Source organism: Candidatus Zymogenaceae bacterium (assembly GCA_016931225.1).
Classification (GTDB): domain Bacteria; phylum Desulfobacterota; class Zymogenia; order Zymogenales; family Zymogenaceae; genus JAFGFE01.
The window spans coordinates 43,962-66,236 of record JAFGFE010000025.1 but is presented as its reverse complement, the minus strand read 5'-3'; the positions used below and the strand labels follow the sequence as shown (position 1 = coordinate 66,236).

Annotated in this window: 17 protein-coding genes; 9 read left to right on the top strand and 8 right to left on the bottom strand. The window is 52.4% G+C overall.

Annotated elements, in window-relative coordinates; all coding sequences use genetic code 11:
* Positions 1-50 precede the first annotated feature (50 nt).
* The 5 genes from JW885_10600 to JW885_10580 form a co-directional block, all read right to left on the bottom strand.
* A complete protein-coding gene (locus JW885_10600) occupies positions 51-818 on the bottom strand; it encodes a DUF4435 domain-containing protein (protein ID MBN1882612.1) in 768 nt (255 codons plus the stop codon).
* A 7-nt stretch (positions 819-825) separates the two neighbouring features.
* Positions 826-2,220 (bottom strand): AAA family ATPase, encoded by a 1,395-nt coding sequence (locus tag JW885_10595; GenBank protein ID MBN1882611.1) that lies wholly within the window; start codon positions 2,218-2,220, stop codon positions 826-828.
* A 77-nt stretch (positions 2,221-2,297) separates the two neighbouring features.
* Positions 2,298-4,490 carry a bifunctional alpha,alpha-trehalose-phosphate synthase (UDP-forming)/trehalose-phosphatase gene (locus JW885_10590; GenBank protein ID MBN1882610.1) on the bottom strand — a complete coding sequence of 731 codons (2,193 nt, stop codon included), beginning with the start codon at positions 4,488-4,490 and terminating at the stop codon, positions 2,298-2,300.
* A 45-nt stretch (positions 4,491-4,535) separates the two neighbouring features.
* A complete protein-coding gene (locus JW885_10585) occupies positions 4,536-5,747 on the bottom strand; it encodes a glycosyltransferase (protein ID MBN1882609.1) in 1,212 nt (403 codons plus the stop codon).
* A gap of 203 nt (positions 5,748-5,950) precedes the next feature.
* Entirely contained in the window at positions 5,951-6,817 is an 867-nt protein-coding gene (locus JW885_10580) for a metallophosphoesterase (GenBank protein MBN1882608.1), read from the bottom strand.
* Between the two features lie 207 nt (positions 6,818-7,024).
* Here JW885_10580 and JW885_10575 point away from each other — a divergent pair, with 207 nt between their 5' ends.
* From JW885_10575 to JW885_10555, 5 genes are all read left to right on the top strand, one after another.
* Complete coding sequence (locus tag JW885_10575) at positions 7,025-8,689, top strand: DUF3459 domain-containing protein (protein ID MBN1882607.1); 1,665 nt, start codon at positions 7,025-7,027, stop codon at positions 8,687-8,689.
* Between the two features lie 94 nt (positions 8,690-8,783).
* Positions 8,784-9,926, top strand: coding sequence for an alanine--glyoxylate aminotransferase family protein (locus JW885_10570; protein ID MBN1882606.1), 1,143 nt, complete (start codon positions 8,784-8,786; stop codon positions 9,924-9,926).
* Positions 9,927-9,936: 10 nt separating this feature from the next.
* Complete coding sequence (locus tag JW885_10565) at positions 9,937-11,520, top strand: phosphoglycerate dehydrogenase (GenBank protein ID MBN1882605.1); 1,584 nt, start codon at positions 9,937-9,939, stop codon at positions 11,518-11,520.
* Positions 11,521-11,667: 147 nt separating this feature from the next.
* Positions 11,668-12,969 (top strand): adenylosuccinate synthase, encoded by a 1,302-nt coding sequence (locus JW885_10560; protein MBN1882604.1) that lies wholly within the window; start codon positions 11,668-11,670, stop codon positions 12,967-12,969.
* Positions 12,966-13,520, top strand: coding sequence for a DUF2889 domain-containing protein (locus JW885_10555; GenBank protein MBN1882603.1), 555 nt, complete (start codon positions 12,966-12,968; stop codon positions 13,518-13,520). The genes JW885_10560 and JW885_10555 overlap by 4 nt, the downstream gene beginning before the upstream one ends.
* Before the next feature lie 94 nt (positions 13,521-13,614).
* Here JW885_10555 and JW885_10550 read toward each other — a convergent pair whose 3' ends face one another.
* Entirely contained in the window at positions 13,615-15,807 is a 2,193-nt protein-coding gene (locus JW885_10550; protein MBN1882602.1) for an alpha/beta fold hydrolase, read from the bottom strand.
* A gap of 464 nt (positions 15,808-16,271) precedes the next feature.
* On the opposite strand from JW885_10550, the gene JW885_10545 reads away from it, so the two are divergent.
* From JW885_10545 to JW885_10535, 3 genes are all read left to right on the top strand, one after another.
* Positions 16,272-16,871: a hypothetical protein gene (locus JW885_10545; GenBank protein MBN1882601.1), complete on the top strand. Its 600-nt coding sequence runs from the start codon at positions 16,272-16,274 to the stop codon at positions 16,869-16,871.
* An 81-nt stretch (positions 16,872-16,952) separates the two neighbouring features.
* Positions 16,953-17,774 carry a formylglycine-generating enzyme family protein gene (locus JW885_10540; protein MBN1882600.1) on the top strand — a complete coding sequence of 274 codons (822 nt, stop codon included), beginning with the start codon at positions 16,953-16,955 and terminating at the stop codon, positions 17,772-17,774.
* Between the two features lie 341 nt (positions 17,775-18,115).
* Positions 18,116-18,994: a class I SAM-dependent methyltransferase gene (locus tag JW885_10535; protein MBN1882599.1), complete on the top strand. Its 879-nt coding sequence runs from the start codon at positions 18,116-18,118 to the stop codon at positions 18,992-18,994.
* A 285-nt stretch (positions 18,995-19,279) separates the two neighbouring features.
* Here JW885_10535 and JW885_10530 read toward each other — a convergent pair whose 3' ends face one another.
* Positions 19,280-19,648, bottom strand: coding sequence for a DUF3795 domain-containing protein (locus JW885_10530; GenBank protein MBN1882598.1), 369 nt, complete (start codon positions 19,646-19,648; stop codon positions 19,280-19,282).
* 92 nt (positions 19,649-19,740) lie between these two features.
* On the opposite strand from JW885_10530, the gene JW885_10525 reads away from it, so the two are divergent.
* Entirely contained in the window at positions 19,741-20,736 is a 996-nt protein-coding gene (locus tag JW885_10525) for a hypothetical protein (protein ID MBN1882597.1), read from the top strand.
* 86 nt (positions 20,737-20,822) lie between these two features.
* Here the strand turns inward: JW885_10525 and JW885_10520 are convergent, their stop codons facing one another.
* On the bottom strand, positions 20,823-22,265 hold the full coding sequence (locus JW885_10520; protein ID MBN1882596.1) for a sulfatase: 1,443 nt from the start codon (positions 22,263-22,265) through the stop codon (positions 20,823-20,825).
* Positions 22,266-22,275 lie beyond the last annotated feature (10 nt).

Below are 22,275 nucleotides of genomic sequence, written 5' to 3'. Positions count from 1 at the left end.
TGGCTAATCCATCTTAACAGGAAGACCGTGACTCGTCTTCTATTTACTCGTCACCTGTCAACACTTTTAGTGACTAGGGCAGATAATAGGTCATCGCCACAACATATTCGCATATAATTACATCCGGTCATCTCTAATTTGTTTAAGTCTTCCACTATTGAACTATAAAGGTTATAACATTTTATTCTACAACAAAGTTTTGATATGACTGATTTTATAGTTATTTTAGTAGGATTACTCTTAAAGGAAATTGCTTTTATCATCTTCTCTTTATCTAAATACTTTCCATTGCTCTTAATAAAATAACCATATTCAATATTATTGAAGTTCAGTTTAAAATTGAAAGACAATAATCTAAAAAAACCAACACTTCTTGCATGTCCAATAATTGTGTCTTTCAACTTCTTTTTACACTTATTTTCAAATCTCTTTATTCTCTCTTTATTACAATAAATACTAATAACTTTATCAAAAGCAGGAGAAAAAAATACCATTGTCTCTAAATCATAGCCATCTGTTTGAAAAAGGTTATCTATTGAATACTGCTTACCAAAATAATTATCATAATCAGCATCGATTATACCAATAACTCCTTGAATACCACTCTCATTTAGATTTTCAACTATCTTGACAACATTTTCTTTTCCATCAGTATATCTTATTATTACTTTCCCCTCTTTAAAGAAATTTCTATAAACAACCATATCATTTATACCTTCTACTAGAACAAATATACCATCGAATGAATTTCTCAACATTGTTATTTCTGTTATAATATCCTTATAATGCATTTTTTCTAAAGAATAATACTCCACCATTATCTTCTCACTTTTTTGGTCCAAGCAATTCAACCATAAGATTATTTTTACCATGAATAATTTGCGGTGAATGTGTAGCAATAAGGACATCAAAACCGATTAAGTCAATTATTTCTTTCAAGTCATCTAAAAACTTATGTTGCCAAGCAATATGCAGGGATATCTCAGGTTCATCAATTAGAAATAATGTGTTTTTGTTTTTACTATTCATCTTAGTATGAGTTTTAAAAAGCAGTTGATAGAGTAAAACCAATTCATGTTGTTCTCCAGATGATAATTTTTTAACCGTAAGCTCATTCCCAGAATCAGTTTCTAGTACAAATCCTCTATCAGCTTCTATAGATATATTTTTGTACTGGTATGTGCTGTTTAAAATGCTGACAAATATTTCTATTTTATTAAAAATATCATTATAAACACTTAGTTTTTCCTTTTCATTCTCGATATATATAGAAAGCATATCCTCTTTCTTTTTTATATCGATTGTTGAATAAGTTGAATATGGAATTGCCGGAGACTTGCTTTCTTCCTGCAGTAAACCAGCTTCGGCTAATTTGTCTCTTCTATTTTCCAGTTCTTTCAATTCGTTTAGAATGTTAGACGAATCGATTGATTTATTTACTTCTCCTTCTAACAATTTTCTAGGGAATTCTCTATCTAAACGTTGAGATTTTGTGTTATATTCACGCATAACATCATTTATTAAACCTTTAATATCCTTTGAATAGAATTCGACAACTGAATCTGTCATTGATTTTGATTCACGATGGTATATATATTCATCTCCTTCAGTTATTATCAACCTTTGTGCTCGTATGAATTGAACAATAACCTTCTCCACAATAGTTTGTAACCATTTGTCATTAAGTAATGTCAGGCTCTCTTTGCTAATTCCCTTTCTTGCCAAATCCTTTGATAAATACGCTACTTCATCAGGAAACCTCACGGATATATCAAAAAATGTCATAATTTGTTTATTTCTTTCATCTATCCATACATCGTCATCTAACCTGCGTAATGAAGGAATCTGTCTATCTATGAATCTTCTAATATAAAATTCTTCTCTTCGGGAAAAATATGGCACTTGAAATTTATTACCTTTAACAACTTTTCCTTCTTTTTTATTTGAGATTTTTAATACTGGCCCCTCTTTTTTATTGCCTTCAATTCTATTTACAATAACTTCGCTTTCATCATCAAATAAAACTTTGAATTCCTTGAATGGATATTCTAAAAAGTGATGATAATTTCTATAAAACAACGAATGTAACATTCTCAAAATATAAGTTTTCCCAATACCATTTGGCCCATGAATAATTGTGATCCTTTCATCCATGTTTAAATGTATTTCATGGTTAAATATGCCAAAGAGGCTTTTTACATTTATCTGCTTTATTCGCATTTTTCTTCTTTCAGATAACATTCAATAATTGATTGTTCATACCACATTTTCTCTTTCAACACCACATCTTTTTTGTTCTAGCTAATACCCGCCAGCTCCCCCAGAAGCTCTTGCATGTCTCTCTGGCGCTCCAGGTTGTAGGCCGCCTGGGTCGCCACGAGGCCGATGCGTATGGAGCAGGCGCCTTCCGGCAGGGCGGCGAAGAGGTCCTCGTCGGTCCAGTCGTCCCCCGCCGCCAGAACGAAGTCATGCCCGTCCGCCCCCAGCCAGCGCTGGGCGGCCCGTCCCTTGTTGATGCCGGAGTTCTTCACCTCCACCACCTTTTTCCCCTCCAGCACCTGGAGGTTCATATTGGCGGTCAGGCCGGTCAGCTCGTCCACCAGCTCCCGGACCCGATCGTTGGCCAGCTCCGAGGTGACGTTCCGATAGTGCCACACCAGGGAAAACTTCTTTTCCTCGACGAAAGAGCCGGGAGTGCGGTCGGTAAACAGGTCGAAGATGGGTCGTATGTCCTCTTTCCAGTCGTCGGAAAGCGGCTCGATCATCTCCCACTCGCCTCCGGGGCGGTCCTTGATCCATGCACCGTGCTCGGCCACGAAGGATACCGGAAGGTCGGACAGCCACGCATCCAGCGTCTCACGATCCCTGCCGCTGATGACGACGAGATCGTTCCTCTCATTGGAAGCCAGGGACGACAGAATTTCCAAAATCGCCGCCGACGGCCCGGCCCGCTCGGGGCGATCCACAATCGGCGCCAGCGTCCCGTCGTAATCCAACAGAAAGAGCCTTTTTTCCGCGCCGGCATAGCGGGCGCGCAGCTTTTCCCGGGCCGAATCCGTCAAAAGCTTCATCGCCATCTCCGCCTGGTGCCCCTTGATGCGATCGAGGGAGGCGAAAAAATCCTGCGCCCAGTGCACCACGTCGTAGTGCTTGATGCGCTTCTGCATGGAGCACATTCTGGCCGCCTTTTCCTCCTCGGGCATCTCCAGGGCATCCTTCAGCCCCCGGATGATATCCTCGGAATCGTTCGGGTTGACGATGATCGCCTCCCCCAGTTCCCGGGCGGCGCCGGCCATCTCGCTTAATATTAGCATTCCCCTTCCCGTGCGCTTGGACGCCACGTACTCCTTCGCCACCAGGTTCATCCCGTCCCTGACCGGCGTCACAAGGGCCACGTCGGCGAGGGCGTAGAGGGCCATGAGCTTGGAAAAGGGCATGGAGCGATAAAAATACCAGATGGGAACCCACCCGACCCGGCCGTAGTGGCCGTTGATGTGTCCGATGAGGTTGTCCACCCGGGTCTTGATCATCCGGTAGGAATCCACCTGCTCCCGTGAGGGGACGATGAGCTGGATGAAGACGACCTTCTTGCGGTACTCCGGGTATTTTTTCAGAAACGCATCGATGGCCTCAAGGCGCAGCGGGAGTCCCTTGGAATAGTCCAAGCGATCCACCGAGAGGACCACCTTTTGTCCCAGTATATCTTTTTTAAATTTGGTTATCTCCCGCTTCACCTCCGGTAATAATGCGGCCGTGTTGAATGTATCAAAATCGATGCCGATGGGAAACGTATCCACCTTCACCACCCTCCCGCCGGTATGAATGGTGCCCATGGAATAATCATGTCCCAAAAGACGATGGACACTGCTCAAAAAGTGGCGGGCGTATTCGTAGGTATGGAAGCCGATCAGGTCGGCGCCCATCAGCCCCTCAAGGATTTCCTCCCGCCAGGGCAGCAGGCGGAAAATCTCATAGGAGGGAAAGGGGATGTGCAAAAAAAAGCCGATCGACGCCCCCGGGAGCCGCTTTCGGAGCATCTCGGGCAGGAGCATCAGGTGGTAGTCCTGAATCCAGATGGTATCGTCGGGACGGGCGACGGTCATCACCTCGTCGAAGAATTCCTGATTGACCTTCTTGTAATATCTCCACTTTTCCCGGTCGTATTCGGTATATTCGGTAAAATAATGAAAGAGCGGCCAGATGGTCTTGTTTGAAAATCCGTGATAGTAATGCTCCAGGTCCTTTTTGGAGAGAAACACCGGGAGGTTTTTATATTCCTCCATAAGGCGTTCACGCACCGGAATCCGATCCTCCCGGGACAATCTGTCCGACGTGATGCCCGGCCAGCCCACCCAGATGCTCTCGTATTCCTGATAAAAAGAGCCGATGGCGGTGGCCAGTCCGCCGACGCTCTGTCTATATGTATATGTATCCTGTTTTTTTTCGATCGTCACCGGCAGCCGGTTTGAGACGATCAGAAGACGTTTCATTGTCTTCTTCCTTTCCTCCTCTGATCACTGAGTACTCATGTTTATTTATATATATTGTTCCAACAGCTTCAACCAGTCGAGCATCAGACGGGTGATGAGGAAATTGTCCCTCACGTGGTCGTGCCCCCTCGCCCCCAGCTCTTCCCTGAGCACCCCGTCGTTCAGAAGCCGGATGACGCTTTCCGCAAACCCGTTCACGTCCTTCGGATCGTGAAGAAAGCCGGTCTCTCCGTCGATCACCTGGAACGGAATGCCCCCCACGTTGGACGCCACCACCGGGGTCTTTTTATACAGCGCCTCGGACACGACCAGTCCGAACCCCTCCCGGAGCGATTTCTGGACGACCACCGCCGAAGCGCTCTGGACGGCGTTTACCAGGATGTCGTTATCCACCAGTATCAGGTGGATATCGTCCCGAAACGAGCTTCTATCCGCGGCTTTCTTGACGTCCTCGAATATCTTCTGTCCCTCGGGGTCGTCGGTGGCCAGCGACCCCAGCAGGATCAGCTGACAGTCGATCTCCTTTCTGACCTTTTCGAATATTTTGAGCACCCCCTTGGGATCCTTGAACTTGTCAAACCGCGACACCTGGGAGACGATGGGTTTGTCCGGCTTGACGCCGAACTTCGTCAGGTAGTTGTTTATGGTGTTGACGGTGACGGGCTTGTTCTTGATGGTCAAGGGGTCGATGGTGGGGAATATAATGGATTGGGGAACCTTCAGGTCCTTCTTCTTGTAGTCCTCGTGGGATACGACCACGTGATCGTATTTTCCCATGTATCCCTTCAGGTACTCCCACAGTTCCCGGTTGGGATGAGTGATGTCGATGTGCAGGCGCAGTATCCAGGGCTGGTTCTTCTCATAATAATCGATGAGGGGCAGCGGCTGGGGATCGTGCACCACCACCAGATCATGGTCGAGGTGGGTGAACTTCGCAAACCGCCGGTTCGTCTCGGAGTATATCTGCTTCTTTCTCTGGGACAGGTTAATCTTGTCCCCCTGCATGGCGTTGTGAAACTTCTTGGTGATGGTAAAAAAGTCCGGCGAACCATGGAGAATCCGCCACCCGAATTCCAATCCCACGTCGTTGAACATGGGAATCATGCTGTTGAGCATTTCGGCCACGCCCCCGCCCTGGTAGGTGGAGCTGATGCAGACAACGTGTTTGTCTTTGAGTCCCAACGCCTTTTCATAGATTTCATCGACTGTCTCATTGCCGACGATCGCCTTGTATTGAGCCAGGTTCTTCTGCTTCATGGATATCGATGTTCCCCTGTCTTTTCGTTTCCTGATATGTAAAATCGTTCCCCTCATACAAACCTCATCGGATCAATCGTCGATCGGACCTTGAAACAATGAAATTTTGAAGGTTAATGGTAACATTTTCACATGGGTTGTGTCAATTCTTGGAGATGAATCGCTGGACATGGACCGAGATACCGAAACCTCCCGGCATCGAATCAATCATCGGAGTTTTTTTCAATCGGCACCCGTACGGTGCCGATGCGAAGGGCGTTCCCACTCACGTTTGCCTTCAGGTAGTGGTAAAAGTAGGTATTCGGATCGTCCCCGTCCAGCGTTCCCCCGGCTCCGCCGGTCACAGCGTACGGGACCCCCTCCCACCGACCGTGAAAGCTCCCGTGGACGTGCCCGCAGAATACGTGGTGCACACGATACGTCTGAAAGAGCCGCAGCAATTCTCCCGCCCACGTCTCGTCCAGGGCTTCGGCATATCCCTCGCCCCGGGGATCGAACAGCGGTCGATGCAGGAAGACCAGGCACATCCCCCGCTCCCTGGCGCGATTGAGCTCCCGTTCAAGCCACGCGACGCGTTCCTCCGGGGGACGGGACGGATCCGCCCCATCCAGCATCACGAACGTGACATCCACGACGACAAAGGAGAAATCCGCCGGCCCCACGAGCGTCTTATATCGTGTCCGTCCCCCCGCCATGTACTCGTGATTTCCCGCGACCCACAGCAGGGGTTTGGTCATCCGGTCGGAAAGCAGCCGGGACATCGAATCGTAGTTCTCGGCGCTTCCGGTGGTCACCAGGTCCCCCACCCCGATGGCAAAGGAGATATCCGCGTCGTTGTCCATCATATCCAGCACCACCGGGAACACGTCCACCCCCTCCTGGGCGTCTCCGAAGACGGCGAAGGTGAAATCTTCAGGATCGGCGACTGATATTATCCCTAGGTTAACTTCATTCCATGGCTGTGTATCCTCACCGGAGGCGGACACACTTCCGCACACGATCAACAGGATGACGGTCAATCCACAAAAGCCTGTAAAACGCCCCGTTCTTCTTTTCCCGATACCGATCATGATACCTCCCGTCTTCGGATTTTGGATGTTCACCCATATCATAATGTGTCCGTCCCCTCATGTCAAACGAGGGAGAGAAAGAACTCATCTTTCGCCCGATGAAGCAAACGGTGCTTTTTCCTTGTCACGCCCGCCCTTTTTTGATAGATAATTAAATTGGTGTACTGTTTTCACGTGCGCCTTTATCACGAAAGACAGGGTTATACCATGCCGCAAAAAGCAGAGAGCTCGAACGCTTCGTCCTGGTGGCGGGAGGGGGTATTCTATCAGATTTATCCCCGGAGCTTCATGGATGCCAACAATGACGGCACCGGGGACCTCCGCGGGATCATCGAGAGGCTCGATTATCTTAACGACGGGACGGAGAATTCCCTGGGTGTCGACGCCCTGTGGCTCTCCCCCATCTTCGCCTCGCCCATGTACGACTTCGGCTATGACGTCTCCGACTTTACGGCCATCGATCCGACATTCGGAACGATGGAGGACTTCGACGAGTTGCTCGTCGAGGCCCACAAGAGAAACATCAGGATCGTGCTGGACTTCGTCCCGAACCACACCTCGCACCTCCATGAATGGTTCGAGGAGTCCAGAAGCTCCCGGGACAACCCGAAGCGGGACTGGTATATCTGGCGGGATCCGGGATCCTATCGGGGCCGCCGCCCCAACAACTGGCAGTCCGTGTTCGGCGGCCCGGCGTGGGAATGGGACGAGAAGACCGGCCAATTCTACTACCACCACTTCGTCCCCCAGCAGCCGGACGTCAACTGGCGCAATTCCGAGCTGAAAGAGGCCATGCTCGACCAGATGCGCTTCTGGCTCGACAAGGGGGTCGACGGCTTTCGCCTGGACGTGATCAACCACACCTTCAAGGACGATCAATTCAGGAGCAATCCCTACTGTATCGGCCCGCGTCCATACGACATGCAGCGGCACCTCTATGACAAGGACCTGCCCGAGGCGATCGGAGTCGCCAAGGAGATGCGCGCCCTGGTCGATTCCTACGGGAAAAAGGGAGAGCGGATGCTGGTGGGCGAGGTCTTCATCGAGGATCCCGAAGAGGCGATCGCCTATTACGGGGACGGGAATGACGGACTGAACCTCTGTTTCTATTTCAATTTCTGCTTCAATTCATATAAGGCGAGGCAGTTTCGCGAATCGGTGAGGACATGGGAACGCCTGCTGCCCGCATGCGCCCACCCCACCTATTTCCTCTCCAACCATGACATGCCGGGAAGACATATCCACAGATACGCCGCCCTCTCGGAAAAAAGCACCCAGGACCGGGCCCGGGTATCTGCCATGATGCTGTTGACCCTCAGGGGCACGCCGTTTCTCTACTACGGCGAAGAGATCGGCATGCGGAACCTTCACATCAAAAAGAAAGACATTAAGGACCCGGTGGGCATCAGATACTGGCCGCTTCCCCTCAGTCGAGACAAGTGCCGCACGCCGATGCAGTGGGAGGGTAGTGCCGGTGCCGGATTCACCGCATCGGAGAGCCCCTGGCTCCCCATCAATCCGAACCACACGACCATCAATGTCGCGGCCCAGAAGGAGGACCCCGATTCGCTCTTCAATTTCTACCGCAGGCTCCTCTGGAAGCGAAAGACTCTCCCCTCCCTTTTGCGGGGCGGCCTGACCATTCTGAACGATGCGCCTGATCGGCTGTTCTGCTATCTGAGGCACCATGAAAACGAGACGGCGTGTGTGGCACTCAACTTTTCCCACGGAAAAGAGACGTTCTCCATCCCCGATCGCGGCGGCGCGTGGGAGGTGATCCACTCCTCCCATCGGGACGAGGGAAGCTCGACCGATCCGGGACGAATCGCGATTCATCCGTCGGAAGCCACCCTCTGGCTGTGCAGACAATGAATCGCCGTTCATTTTTTCTTTCTTGACATATGGAAGTATTTTTGATAGTAAGATGATTTTGTGTGAACAACGTTAGTACGAGGAACACGCAACGATGAAAACCTACCTTATGAGTCCGGGGCCGACGCCTATCCCCGAGCGGGTTTTAGCCGCCATGTCGGAACCGATCATCCATCACCGCGCTCCGCTGTTTTCGGAGATTTTGGAAGAGGTCCGCGACGGCCTGAAAAACCTTTACCAGACGAAAACCGAGGTCATCATACACGCCAGCTCCGGCACCGGCGCGATGGAGGCCGCGGTCGCCAACACCCTCTCCGCGGGCGACGAGGTCATCTGCGTCCGGGGCGGGAAGTTCGGCGAGAGATGGGCGGAGATCTCCGAAGCCTACGGCGTTACACCCATCAACATCGACGTCACCTGGGGTCAGGCGGTGAATCCGAAAACCATCGCAGACGCCCTCGACGCGAACAAGAACGTCAAGGCGGTCATGGTCCAGGCGTCGGAAACATCCACCGGCGTGGGACACCCTATAAAGGAAATCGCCGACATCGTCCGGAAAAAAGACGATACCATTCTCATCGTCGACGCCATCAGCGCCCTGGGGGTCATCAATCTTCCGGTGGACGACTGGGGCCTCGACGTGGTGGTTTCCGGTTCCCAGAAAGGCCTGATGCTCCCGCCGGGGCTTGCCTTCGCCTCGGTCTCCGAAAAGGCCTGGGAATTCGTAAAGCGATCGAATCTTCCGAAATACTATTTTAACTTCGCCAAGGAGCAGAAGAACCTCCTGAAGAATCAAACCGCCTATACGCCGGCCATATCCCTCATCGTGGGACTCAAAGAGGCGTTGAATATCATCAATGAGATCGGGCTGAAAAAGCTTTTCTCCCGCTATGAAAAAATGGCCGACGCCACCAGGAAGGCGGCTCTCGGTATGGGGCTGAGCCTTTTCGCCCCCACCTCCCCGTCCGGCTCCATCACCGCCATCCAGTCTCCGCCGGATATCGACGGCCAGGCGGTGGTAAAGAGCCTTCGTGAAACCCACGGGATCACCATCGCAGGGGGGCAGAGCCAGCTCAAGGGGAAAATCTTTCGCATCGCTCACATGGGCTACGTGGACAGATACGATATCATTATGACCCTGGCGGCCCTGGAAATGACGTTGAAGGGGCTCGGCGCCACTATCGAGCTGGGGAGCGGCGTCCGGGTTGCTCAGGAACTTCTCACGGACATGGACTGAGGATAGAACAATGAAAAAGGTTCTTGTCAGCGACAGCATGTCCGAAAAGGGCATCGATATTTTTAAAAACGCCGACGGCATCGAGGTGGACGTCAAGACGGGTCTTTCCCCCGATGAGTTGAAAGAGATCATCGGTCAGTATCACGGCCTGGCCATTCGATCCGCCACAAAAGTAACCGTGGACATCATCGAAGCCGCCGACAACCTCAAGGTCGTCGGGCGGGCGGGAATCGGCGTGGATAACGTGGATATACCCGCCGCCAGCAAGCGGGGCATCGTGGTAATGAACACCCCCGGCGGGAACACCATCACCACCGCCGAGCACTCCATCGCAATGATGCTGTCCCTTTCCCGAAACATCCCCCAGGCGACCCAGTCCATGCGGCAGGGCCTGTGGGAAAAGAAAAAATTCATCGGAAAAGAGGTCTTCAACAAGACCTTGGGCGTTCTGGGCCTGGGAAACATTGGGAAAATCGTTACATTACGGGCCCAGGGACTCAGGATGAACGTCATCGCGCACGATCCCTTCATCAGCCAGGAGGCGGTGGAGAAGCTGGGCGTGGAGCTTGTCGAACTGGATGAGCTGTTCGCCCGAGCGGACATCATCACCATCCACAGTCCGAAGACCGATGAAACGCTCAACCTCCTCAATAAAGACGCCTTCTCAAAGATGAAACGTGGGGTGTTGGTCGTCAACTGCGCCCGCGGCGGCATCGTCAACGAGGACGATCTCCTGTGGGCGCTCAACGAGGGGATCGTGGGCGGAGCGGCGCTGGACGTCTTCTCAAAGGAGCCGCCGGATTCCAGCCCCCTGATGGAACACGAGCGGGTCGTCCTAACGCCTCACCTGGGGGCGTCCACTGAAGAGGCCCAGGTGAATGTGGCGGTGGCGGTGGCGGAACAGATCGTTGATTATCTCACCCGGGGAATCGTCAGAAACGCCCTGAACATGCCGTCCGTCAGTCCCGAGGCGGCGACGGAAATCCAGCCCTACATCCACCTGGCGGAGATACTCGGCTCGTTTCTGTCTCAGCTCGGTCTGCCGGGACTCACCGAGGTCAACATCGAATACCTGGGCGAGGTGACGAATCTGGAAACCCCGCCGATTACCGTTGCGTTTCTCAAGGGGATTTTCGAGCCGATCCTGGAGGAAAAGGCCAATTACGTAAACGCGCCCATCATCGCGAAAGAGCGGGGCATCAAGGTGGTGGAATCCAAAAGCGAACAGGCCGGCGGATACACCAACATGGTCAGGCTCACCGCGAAAACACAGCAGGGGAATCGGGTCATCGCCGGGACAAATTTCGGCGTGGATAATCCCCGCATTCTGGAGCTAAACGAATTCAAGCTCGAGGCCATCCCCCACGGGATCATGCTGGTGCTGAAAAACAACGACAAACCGGGCGTCGTCGGATCGATCGGCACCTTGCTGGGCGAAAATAACATTAATCTGGCGCTGATGCACATGGCACGAACGAAGATGGGCGGGACGGCGCTTGTGATTCTCTCGGTGGACGACGACGTCCCCCCGGAGGTAATGAAAAAACTGAAAGAACTCCCGCACGTGCTCACCGTGCAACAGGTCAAGCTCTAAAGATAATCCATATAATCACAGGACGCAAAAGTGCGTCCCGTTTCGTCGCGGCGCCGCTTGTGCCGCGTTACGGATTATTTTGTCTGCACGATACAGACAAGAGCCCCCGATCGCGAATATAGAAGAAGTTAAGAGAGGGAGAAGGACGTGTCTCAAATTGTCATAATCGGAACCCAGTGGGGAGACGAGGGCAAGGGAAAAATCGTTGACCTGCTTTCGGAACAGGCGGATGTTATCGTCAGGTTTCAGGGCGGCAATAACGCCGGACACACACTGGTGGTTGGGGGGAAACAGGTCATACTCCATCTGATCCCCTCGGGTATCCTGCATGCGGGAAATCTCTGCATTATCGGCAACGGCGTGGTTATCGATCCGGCGGTGCTGGTCCAGGAGATGAACGATCTGAGGGATAAGGGTTATTTCACGGACAGTGAAACGCTCAAGATCAGCGAACAGGCGCACATCATCATGCCCTACCACAAAAGCATCGATCTGGCCCGGGAGGCCAAGCGAAAGAAGGGTAAGATCGGCACCACCGGCCGGGGAATCGGCCCCGCATACGAGGACAAGGCGTCTCGGATTGGATTCCGCGCAGGCGAGCTCTCCAACCCGGACCGTTTTCGTGAACGCCTGGAATCAGTACTCCCGGAAAAGAACTTTTACCTGGAAAAATATCTGAACGCGACACCCCTCGACATCGACGAGGTGTTCGATACCGTCATGACCGCCGCCGATCAAATGGTGCCGCACCTTGCCAATACGTCGGCGATCCTCAGACACCGCATCGAAGCGGGGGACAACGTCATGTTCGAGGGCGCTCAGGGGACATTGTTGGATGTCGATCACGGCACCTACCCCTTCGTCACCTCGTCCCACACCGTCTCTGGTAATGCGGCGGTGGGAGCGGGCGTGGGTCCCAGGGACATCGACGACGTCTACGGCATCACCAAGGCATATACCACCCGGGTCGGCTCCGGCCCCTTCCCCACGGAACTCACCGATGCGACGGGAGACAAGCTCCAGGAGGTGGGGTGCGAATTCGGCGCCACCACCGGCCGTCGTCGCCGCTGCGGCTGGCTGGATGCGGTGGCCCTCAGGCACGCCGTCCGCCTTAACAGCCTGTCCGGGCTGATCATCACGAAGCTCGATGTCTTGAGCGGAATCGATCCGATACGCATCTGTACATCATATACTATCGACTCTGAAAAACACGCCGATTTTCCCGCCGATACAAAAAGCCTCGAACGGGTCGTCCCGGACTACATCGAGGTCCCCGGATGGACGGAGGACATCTCCCATGTCCGCTCCGTACACGACCTCCCCGCCAACGCCCGGGGGTACATCAAAACCATCGAGGATCTCCTGGGGGTTCCCGCCGCCGTCATATCGGTGGGTCCGGACCGCGAGCAGACCATCATTATCCGCCATCCCTTCGGGGCGACAGCATGACCGATGTAATCTACCGACGGAAAAAAGACATATCCATTCGCTCAATCGACGGCGGTATAACGGTTCTCGTCCACATGGAGGACAGGGTCCACGAAATGAAGGTTGAGGTGGACGTGGGCCTGCCGAAGATGAAGATATTGGACATACGGGGGCATATGATCAGGATACCACACGAGGAGTGCGGAAAGGCCCTGGAGGCCCTCCCCCGGGCCGTGGGGCTGGAGATCAAGCGGGGGCTTTCGGTATTGATGGAGGAGACCATCGGCGGAAGCATCGGCTGCACTCATATGACGAACCTGGTTATGGAAGCCTGTTACTGCTCCATTCAGGGTCAGTACGCCGCGTTCAGGGAAACCTTCCCCGCCCTGGGGGACGATTTGACGCCGGAGGAGCGGATGAAGCTCTTCATGACCATGCGGCCTGATATGATCAATTCCTGCGCCCTGTACAGCAACGACTCTGAATTGGTCAAAAGGGCGAGGAAACTCCCAATGTCTGAAAATATCCAGAAGCTCATCGACCGGGTCGTTTCCTTTTACAAAGCGGGGTAACGCCCCGTCGTGGAGCACCGGGAAGACGGCTTCCGGTTCCCCTGCCCCGCCCGACGCCCTCCGTGATATGGATCATGGATGACGGGGGCGATCTCTACCCCCGAATCCACCGATGCGAATCCTCCCGCGCCGATTTTGGATCGTGAATGAACTGCAATACCTGGTCGATCACCTCGTCCCCTCCCCGGTATACGATGCCGTGATAGGGGGAATCGATCCAGACCAGCCCCTTGATGTCCGAATTGATGGCGCTGTAGTACTCCCCGGCGCTCTCCGGGTCCACCGTGGGATCACCTCCCCCCTGGAGAATCAACGCCGGTATCTCCACCCGGTAAAGCTCCCCCTTGACGACGTCCGCGAGCTCCAGAAGCTGGTCGATGCCGTGAATCGGATTCTTGAAATAATTGATATGCGGATTTTCCGGGTTGTTCTTTACGAACTGCACCGGCCCCTTCTTGGCGCCGAAGAATTTCATGACGCCGCCGACAAAATCGATGGCCGGGGCAAGCATCGATGATCTGTTCACCAGCTTCATCGCCGCCGAAATCGATGCGATCCCCGATAACTTCGGGTGACCCTGGGCCGCCAGGTGCCACGCCAAGAGCCCCCCCATGGAAAATCCGCATACGAAAAAGCGATCCGTCAGGTTGGTGATCACGCTCACCCCGACCCGTACCGAGCGATACCACTCCTCCCAGCTTCGGGTATCCAGATCGAAGGGGGATGTGCCGTGCCCCGCCAGCCTGACGGAATAGACCGTGTATCCGTCCTGGACAAGGCTCTCGTGCAGGGGGCGCATCTCTTCGGGGCTGGCCATGTACCCGTGTATCAGGAGCACGCCGGTTTTTCTCGAGCCGATGGTCAGCTTCGGCCACCCGAAACGCTGCTCCTTCGATTCATCCTTTGAAAAGAATCGGGTGTAGTCCCGCTGGTATTTCTCCTCCTCGGTCAGCGCCAGCGCCCCGGCGGTCTCCTCCTTAAGTCGCCGTCCTGAAAGCTTCAGGGTTTTATCAACGATGTCTGTCACCTCGGTGATCGGGGTGATCTCGTTGTTGATGACCTGGATGGTATTGAGGACCCGGATATCGTGGAACTCCTGGGGCCACTTGAAGTCCCGCTCCCTGATGATCAACTGCTCTTCCTTCATTTCTATCAAGGACTCGTCGATTCCCATGTCGAAAAAGCCGTCCAGGGCGTTCCCGCCCCATTTCACCAGGCTTTCGGGATGTTCAGCTACGGCGTCGTGAATGAAGAGATCCGTAAGCTTCCTGACCTTCATGGCGGCCAGAAACACCCGGCGGCGGATATCTTCCACGCTTTCCCGTACCATTCCCCGGCGCGCCATGCTGAACAGGAGCCGTGCCGCCAGGTGATCCGGTGTGACTGTGGTCAGGCGGTAGATACGCCCCATGTAGTGAAACATCAGGCGGTTTACGGCGTCTTTTACGGCCTTCGAGGGCGCTCCGGGGGTTTTCCCCACGGGCGGAAAGACGCTTGTGGGGGATATCTTTTTCGTATAATCCTTAATGTCTATCGTCTCGCCGAAGTTTACGTGTATTTCAACACCGGGGGAAAAGATGGAGCTTTCCACCTTCAACTCTTCGATGAGCTGGTCGGAAAGACTGACGCTCTCCAGATAATCGGCCAGTCGCTCCACCTGCCGGGACAGGCCGGTTTCGTCCACCCGCAGCGGATAGTAGGTGATATTCACCGGCACCAGGGTAACCTTCAGGTCCTCAAGCCGCTCCAGGTCGAAGATGTTTTCGAGACGGTGTTTTCGAGCAAACTCCTCGAACAGCTCCAGGGCCGCCCGCGCCCTGAGGGCAAGCACCGCCGCCCCGGTGTGGGGGGGACGATCCAGTTTGACGTCGCCGTCGTGGATGCGGAAGGTGTCCCCCTCCATCACGTTCTTGTCCTTGATCATCCGTCCCTCCGGGAAGATGATCCAGCACTCCCCGGAAAGGAGGCTCTTGACGGCAAGATCGTCGCGGTCCGCCAGCTTCAGCGGCACCGATCCGAGGCCCGCCATGAAATCCTTGGGAAACGCATCGAAAACGTACTGGGCCGTGAGGCTTCTGGTCAGGAGGCCCCTCCTGCTCAACATCACGTAGGGAAGCAGTATTGCCTCCATGCGAGTAAAGTGATTGCAGACAAAAATCGTTGAGCGATCCGGCACCTGTTCAATGCCCCTGGTGATGAGTTTCACCCGGGATATCCGGATGAGGGTGTCCACCAGAAAGCGCATGCGCGCCGCACTCGACCGGTTAAATTCCTTCAATTGAGGCATATTCTTCCTCGAGAATGTAAGCGCCGACATGAGGCATCATCCGTTCCCCCGCCCCCGCGCAACCTGTGGGAAATCCCGCCGACATACCGGATGAATGCAGAAAACACATCCGAAGAAAGGGGGGAATCGAACAATGGGTATTGCCGCGAAGGGAGTCCGCCCCTCTTGTGCTTTCATCGAGTATACTTGTTTTTTTATGTCTGTGCAACTCTTGGAATATTCCTCTGTCCATCCGGTCGTCACCGCCGCCAGCCCCCCGCTTCCGATGAGAAACGACAAGGAAAAAGGATGGGGAACGAACCGACAGGCTCGCTCATCGTTCATATTTTCTTTCCGTATGTGTCCTCCGCACTTTTTTATACACCGTATATAATTGTATGATATAATATTGGAATAGTTTTAAGCAGTGAGAAAGCAGGAGCGTTTCTCTTTTTTTGTCTCAAAAAACCTACAAGGAGGTTTGTATGAAGAAGCTTGCGGTATTCACCGCCTTGGTGATGCTGTTGACCGTCGGCGTGGCCTTCGGTCAGAGCGGCGAGTATGTGGACGTAGAAGTGCCCGAGTACGGCTACGCCTTCGAGCTGCCCAAGGAGTTCTCCCTGGAAGACAAAATTGACAAGACCACGACCTGGCTGTATCAGCCCGGCTCCGGCGGCGGCGCGGTGGGCGGCATGCTCAAGTCCAAGATCCCCGGTGTTGCCGGCGGCGGATTGGACAGCGCCCTGTCGATCTACGTAAACTGGGTTTGGATGCCCGACGTGTCCTCGAGCACGATGTTCAACGAAAACAAGAAGTCCGACCTCCAGAATATCAACTCTCCCGATCCCGATTATACCGACCTTATTGTACTGGACGGCTTTGAGGGCGGATCCGCCTACTGGTATAAAGAGGTGGACAAGGACGATCCCGAGGAAATCCACCGGTGGCACATCAAGATGTACGGCAACAAGAGCGCCTACGTCGTGGGACTGTGCGGCGTGTATCGCCAGTTCGAGGAGTGGGGCCCCATCTATGAAGAAGTGGTGCACAGCTTCCGCCTCATCCCCCTGGAGGGCACCGAGTAACCATCCGCGCAATTTTTTGCGTGATGCGGGCGGGGTCCCCTCCGGGGTCCCGCCCTTTTTTCTCGATCGAACCGAAAACCCATGAAAACGGCACATATTCAAAAAAAGACGAGCCTGGCACCCGCCGTGTTGCTCGCCGTCATGTTGACGGTGACGGCATCGGCGCTCCTTCCCGTGGCCGCTGCCGCCCAGGAGCTGGGAGACGTCGTTCACCTTGAGGGGGGGACGTTCCTGATGGGAAGTAACGGAGGCAAAGCCGACGCCGCCCCGGCCCACGAGGTGACGCTCTCTCCCTTCACGATGGACGCCCACGAGGTGACGGCCGCCGACTTCGCCCGGTTCCTGGACGACATCGGCACCATCGCCCTGGACGGGAACCCCCTGGTGGACCTGGGGGTTGCCAACGTGGAGGTGAAAAGCGGGAGGTTCTCACCGAACAAGGGCATGGCCGAATACCCGGCGGTGGGGGTGACGTGGTACGGGGCGCAGGCATACGCCGAGTGGGCGGGAAAGAAACTCCCCACCGAGGCCCAGTGGGAATACGCCGCCCGGGGGGGGATTCCCGACGCGGTCTATCCCTGGGGCGACGAGTTCGATGCGCTCCGAAGCAACCTGGCGGGCTCCTTCACCTCGATAACGCCCGTCATGAGCTATATCCCCAACGGCTTCGGGCTTTTCGACATGGCGGGAAACGTGATGGAGTGGACCCGGGATCGCTACGGGGAGGAATACTACGCCCGCTCGCCGAAAAGCGACCCCAAGGGGCCGATCAGGGGGGATGTGCGGACGGCCCGGGGCGGCGCGTGGGACAGCGCCCGTCCGACCACGGTTTACGACCGCACCCCGCTTCTCCCGGAGACGGCGCTTTCGAACCTCGGCTTTCGATGCGTGGAAAAGGAGTGAGGTGATTCTCCCGCTTTCTACACTTTCCATCATATACCTGAGTACTGCTGTCGATATTTCTCCACAGTCCCCCGTTGCAATTTCATCATCAAGAATCGGATAGTATTGCAGTCCGGACAATACAAGAATCCACCATCGGAAGGCATTTCAAAATTTTCAAGATCAAGATGGCGCCGAATGCGTCGGATGCCACCGCCCGATACCGGGATTTTTAAATTCCGATTGACATATACCTTCATAAGTAATATAAGATGTATCGAATTTTGTCGATAATACAACATATTTGAATATAATCAATCAGCAGATCTGACTTCATTTTAAACCGATCACAATGGAAAAACATGAAAGAATGTCTCAAAAAGATTCTTCCGGAATGTGTTCTGAATGTACTGAGAGTGATTCGGCGGAAAATCAAATATATATATACAATTGATGCAATAGTTGATGATCTCAATTCACTTCGATCGCATGTTTTGGATATAGAAGTCGAGCTCACACAATTGAAATCCGTCATTCAATACGAATCCGACATGCCCCTGCCGCCTCCAAAACATCTCCAGGTAAGAGTGGTTGGTGGATACGCACCAACCTTCATACAAAGCGGATTCAGAGTATGTAATCATATCAACGATGCCCTCAAAACCGTCGAGAAGGAGCTTACGGATTTCAATACAATTCTTGATTTTGGCTGCGGATGTGGTCGGGTAATCAGATGTTTGAAAATAGTCCATCCTTCATCTGATTTATATGGTACCGATATTGACAGTGAAGCAATAGAATGGCTCAGCGACAATTATTCCAAGTATGGAAGTTTCTCTGTTTCTCCACACATGCCGCCGACAGAATACCAGGATAATTTTTTTGATTTCATTTACGGAATAAGTGTATTCACTCATTTGCCGGAGGATATGCAGTGTGCGTGGTTGAACGAATTGAGAAGAATTACAAAGCGGAAGGGGTATCTCATTCTTACAACACACGGGGAAAAGCATTATGGGAAATGCGGCATGGAAACAACTGAAATCATGGCAAACAAGGGGTTCCTATACAGACAATTTGATAATTACGGAGAGAGAATACAATTACCAAGTTTCTACCAAAATACGTATCATTCGCATGACTACATCAGGAGAGAATGGGGAAAACTATTCGATGTCATTGATATCAAAGCAACAGGCATGGAAAATCACCAGGATGCTGTCTTGCTGCAAAATAAATAGGGAGGCATTAAAAACACGCACCTTCCGTACCGTGTCCACTCCCATGCCGTCCATTGGGGCGGCTTCCCCCTTTTCAGAGACAGGTTCCGATATCTCCTTTTTTCTCTTCTATTTTTCGACGGTTTCTATAGACCGCATTTTTCTTTCCCGGAGACGGCGCGTGACGACCTCGGCTTTCGGTGCGTGGGAGGGGAGTGATTTTTCGAGGGTGAGTGAGTTTTATATGGTGTCTGATTTTTATTTGTCAGGCGGGAGAGTGCCGCCGAACCGCGCGGCGACCTCGATTCAATCCAGTTTCCCCAGGCAGTCCTTCCAGGTATCCGCTTTTTCAATGAAGGCGGGATACCCCTCGCTCCTGATAAAATCGAGAAACTCAAGGCTCCTCCTCAGCTTGTAGTCCGTGAACCTGCCCCGGATCAACCCGCACGTGGGAAAATCCGCACAATCGGCGCAGATCTCGAATTTGTTATCCCTGAAACAGCATAATTTTATCTTGCACTTTGCCCGGACGATGTCCCGCTCCCCGGTGTCATACCCCAGCTTACAGCCCCGGCACTGCCCGTCCGTATATACCTTGCACGTCCTGCAGTAAAACCCACAGCAGGCGATGTATGTTATTGGTTTTTCAAGATTTATATTTTCAGAAATTTTCATCTTTAAGCATTGTATTTTTTATATATACTATTCTTACGCTATGATATCGTATGCTAAATAGATTTTATGCCATTCACTCTATGGAGTTTATAATGATTCAAGAAGAATATTTCAAGTCTTTATTTGAAAAATATATTAGAGCATTTGAACCTACGAAAGTAAAAGATTTGTTGATGGATTATTTGGACAGACCAGATATAGTTTGTCAAAGTAATTATGGGGTTTGGGCAAAATATACGAGATTCTTTCGTAATCAACTATTAGAGAATTTTGAATATCAAACTTGTATTGATTTCCACGAAGAGCTTCTTGATTTCTTTAAAAAAGTATTAGAACCAAAATACGGTCATATACATAAAGGGGAAATCCTATGGCAATTAGGCTCTCTTTGGGGTCCTATTGATATTAATAAGTCGAAGGAATACTTGCTTGAAGCAAAAAAGGATAATGAAATACTCGAAAAAATTAGGGATGACCATCCCAGTAAAGGTACTTCAACATATACAAAATTATGTATTATAGACAGGATTGAAGAAGGTATTCATTTTACTACAGAAGATGAAAAAAGGAAATTTTTTGGTGCCTTGTTCACACCTGCCTTTAATGCAGCTATTTATAGAGCAGTTGTTAATCCTGAAAAAGTTAAAGAAAGAATCAAAACCTTGATAAATAGTAATGATGCACTAATAGATTTCAATATTATAGACATTTACGATGAATTATCCATTTCAAATGGAAATGATTTGAAAATTTCAACAGTAACATTGACTGGAATACTTCTGGAAAGTATAGTTATGGCCTTACTAAAATATAAATATGAGAAAGATGTATTGGAGACAAAAATTGCCAACAAAAAAACAAAAAAAGTTAAACTCGAGGAAGCTAAGTTTAAGGATCTTTTAGAGAATATATATACATATGAATCACTTAATGATTCAATAAAAGTCACATTCGATACTATTAGAGTTTTTCGGAACAGGTTACATCCAGGAAGAGAATGGAGAGAAGAATACAAATTAACCAAAAGAGTTGCCCGAACACTAAAGAATATATTCGATCTAGCTCTACATGAATGGGCAAATTCCTAAAATACTTTTCTGTATTTTCAAAAAACGAAAGCGGGACGCCTTCACGACGCCCCGCTTTTCGGTTACCTTATTTTCTAAAATACTTGCTACACCATCCCCGGCTTGAGGTTAAACCGCTGGCGCAGGCTCTCCAGCTCCGCGGCCAGCTCCGGCGCCAGCAGATCGCCTTCGGCGGTGCCGATGAGGTTGTTCATCTCTCGGGGATCGTTCTCCAGGTCATACAGCTCCGGATCCCGGCACGCCTCCCATTCGACGTACTTGTGCTTTTCGGTCCTTACCGCCTTGTGGGGCGGCACCCGCCCGCCGAAGGGGAAATCGCGGAACAATTCGTAGGCGAAGGACTCCCTCCCCTGTGCTTTCGCCGAGCGCAGGATGGGCGCAAAGCTCTCCCCCTGCACCGAATCCGGAATCGGTATCCCGGCGAGCTCCAACAGCGACGGCGACAGATCCAGGTTCAGCACCATCTGCTCCGCCCGGCGGCCCGGATCGGGGATGATCCCCGGCGCCCGGACGACGTAGGGGATGCGGATGGATTCCTCGTAGGAGCAGTGCTTGGCGATAAGCCTGTGCTCTCCGAAGATGTAGCCGTTGTCCCCGGCGTAGACGATGACGGTGTTGTCAAGCTGACCGGTCTCCTCCAGCGTCGAAAGCAGCCGCCCAAGCTCCTCGTCCACCGATTCCAGGCACTCGCAGTATCTCCGGTAGCGGGTGTGCATGTCGTCCATGCCGCCCTCGATGAAGTTGTTACCGGTCATGGTGTTGTACTTGTCCCCCTCCGGGGCCAGGAACGAGAGATCCGCGTCCTCGTATTTTCCCTTGAGGTGTTCCGGCGGCCGCCAGTCGTGATGGACCGCCTTGTGGGAGAGGTACATGCAGAACGGCGTCCCCGCGTTCTCCTTCACGAAGTCGATTGCGTAGTCGGTGAGATCCGTGGTGATGTAGGGGTTCCGCGGCTCCGTCACCAGCTCGTAGTTCTTGTAGATGGGGCAGTTCCAGTAGTCCCCCTGGCCGTCCTTTCGGGTAAAGGAGATGAAGAGGTCCACCCCCGGCAGCTCCGGCAGTCCCGTGCCGGTGCCGGGCATGTGCCACTTGCCGATGAAGGCGGTGGCGTATCCCGCCTCCTTGAAGTGCTGGAGGTAGGTGATGTTCGTTTCCGGGTCCCACCGGCTGAAGTTGTTGACCACCCCGTGGGTTGATGCGTACTGCCCGGTCAGAAAACTCGCCCGGCTGGGGCTGCAGAGCGATGTAGTCACGAAGGCGTTTTCGAACAAGACCCCCTCATTCGCCAGGCGGTCCATATTCGGCGTCTGGATGAAGGGATGGCCCATCGCGCCCATGACGTCCCAGCGGTGATCGTCGGTGAGGATGAAGATCACGTTGGGTTTTTTGGATCCCTGGGCGAAGAGATTTTCCGAGAATCCCAGGCCGGAGGCCCCCGCCAGTGCCGCGGCACCGCCCATCAGCTTCAGGGCGTCCCGCCGGGTGATAGATGTATCAAACAATCCGTTTTCGTTCTTTTTCCGTGTCATGTGATGCCTC

Bases quoted from the DNA above. Each gene is read 5' to 3' on its own strand.
- JW885_10600 (MBN1882612.1), bottom strand. From the start codon at position 818: ATGGTGGAGTATTATTCTTTAGAAAAAATGCATTATAAGGATATTATA.
- JW885_10595 (MBN1882611.1), bottom strand. From the start codon at position 2,220: ATGCGAATAAAGCAGATAAATGTAAAAAGCCTCTTTGGCATATTTAAC.
- JW885_10590 (MBN1882610.1), bottom strand. From the start codon at position 4,490: ATGAAACGTCTTCTGATCGTCTCAAACCGGCTGCCGGTGACGATCGAA.
- JW885_10585 (MBN1882609.1), bottom strand. From the start codon at position 5,747: ATGAAGCAGAAGAACCTGGCTCAATACAAGGCGATCGTCGGCAATGAG.
- JW885_10580 (MBN1882608.1), bottom strand. From the start codon at position 6,817: ATGATCGGTATCGGGAAAAGAAGAACGGGGCGTTTTACAGGCTTTTGT.
- JW885_10575 (MBN1882607.1), top strand. From the start codon at position 7,025: ATGCCGCAAAAAGCAGAGAGCTCGAACGCTTCGTCCTGGTGGCGGGAG.
- JW885_10570 (MBN1882606.1), top strand. From the start codon at position 8,784: ATGAAAACCTACCTTATGAGTCCGGGGCCGACGCCTATCCCCGAGCGG.
- JW885_10565 (MBN1882605.1), top strand. From the start codon at position 9,937: ATGAAAAAGGTTCTTGTCAGCGACAGCATGTCCGAAAAGGGCATCGAT.
- JW885_10555 (MBN1882603.1), top strand. From the start codon at position 12,966: ATGACCGATGTAATCTACCGACGGAAAAAAGACATATCCATTCGCTCA.
- JW885_10550 (MBN1882602.1), bottom strand. From the start codon at position 15,807: ATGCCTCAATTGAAGGAATTTAACCGGTCGAGTGCGGCGCGCATGCGC.
- JW885_10545 (MBN1882601.1), top strand. From the start codon at position 16,272: ATGAAGAAGCTTGCGGTATTCACCGCCTTGGTGATGCTGTTGACCGTC.
- JW885_10540 (MBN1882600.1), top strand. From the start codon at position 16,953: ATGAAAACGGCACATATTCAAAAAAAGACGAGCCTGGCACCCGCCGTG.
- JW885_10535 (MBN1882599.1), top strand. From the start codon at position 18,116: ATGAAAGAATGTCTCAAAAAGATTCTTCCGGAATGTGTTCTGAATGTA.
- JW885_10530 (MBN1882598.1), bottom strand. From the start codon at position 19,648: ATGAAAATTTCTGAAAATATAAATCTTGAAAAACCAATAACATACATC.
- JW885_10525 (MBN1882597.1), top strand. From the start codon at position 19,741: ATGATTCAAGAAGAATATTTCAAGTCTTTATTTGAAAAATATATTAGA.
- JW885_10520 (MBN1882596.1), bottom strand. From the start codon at position 22,265: ATGACACGGAAAAAGAACGAAAACGGATTGTTTGATACATCTATCACC.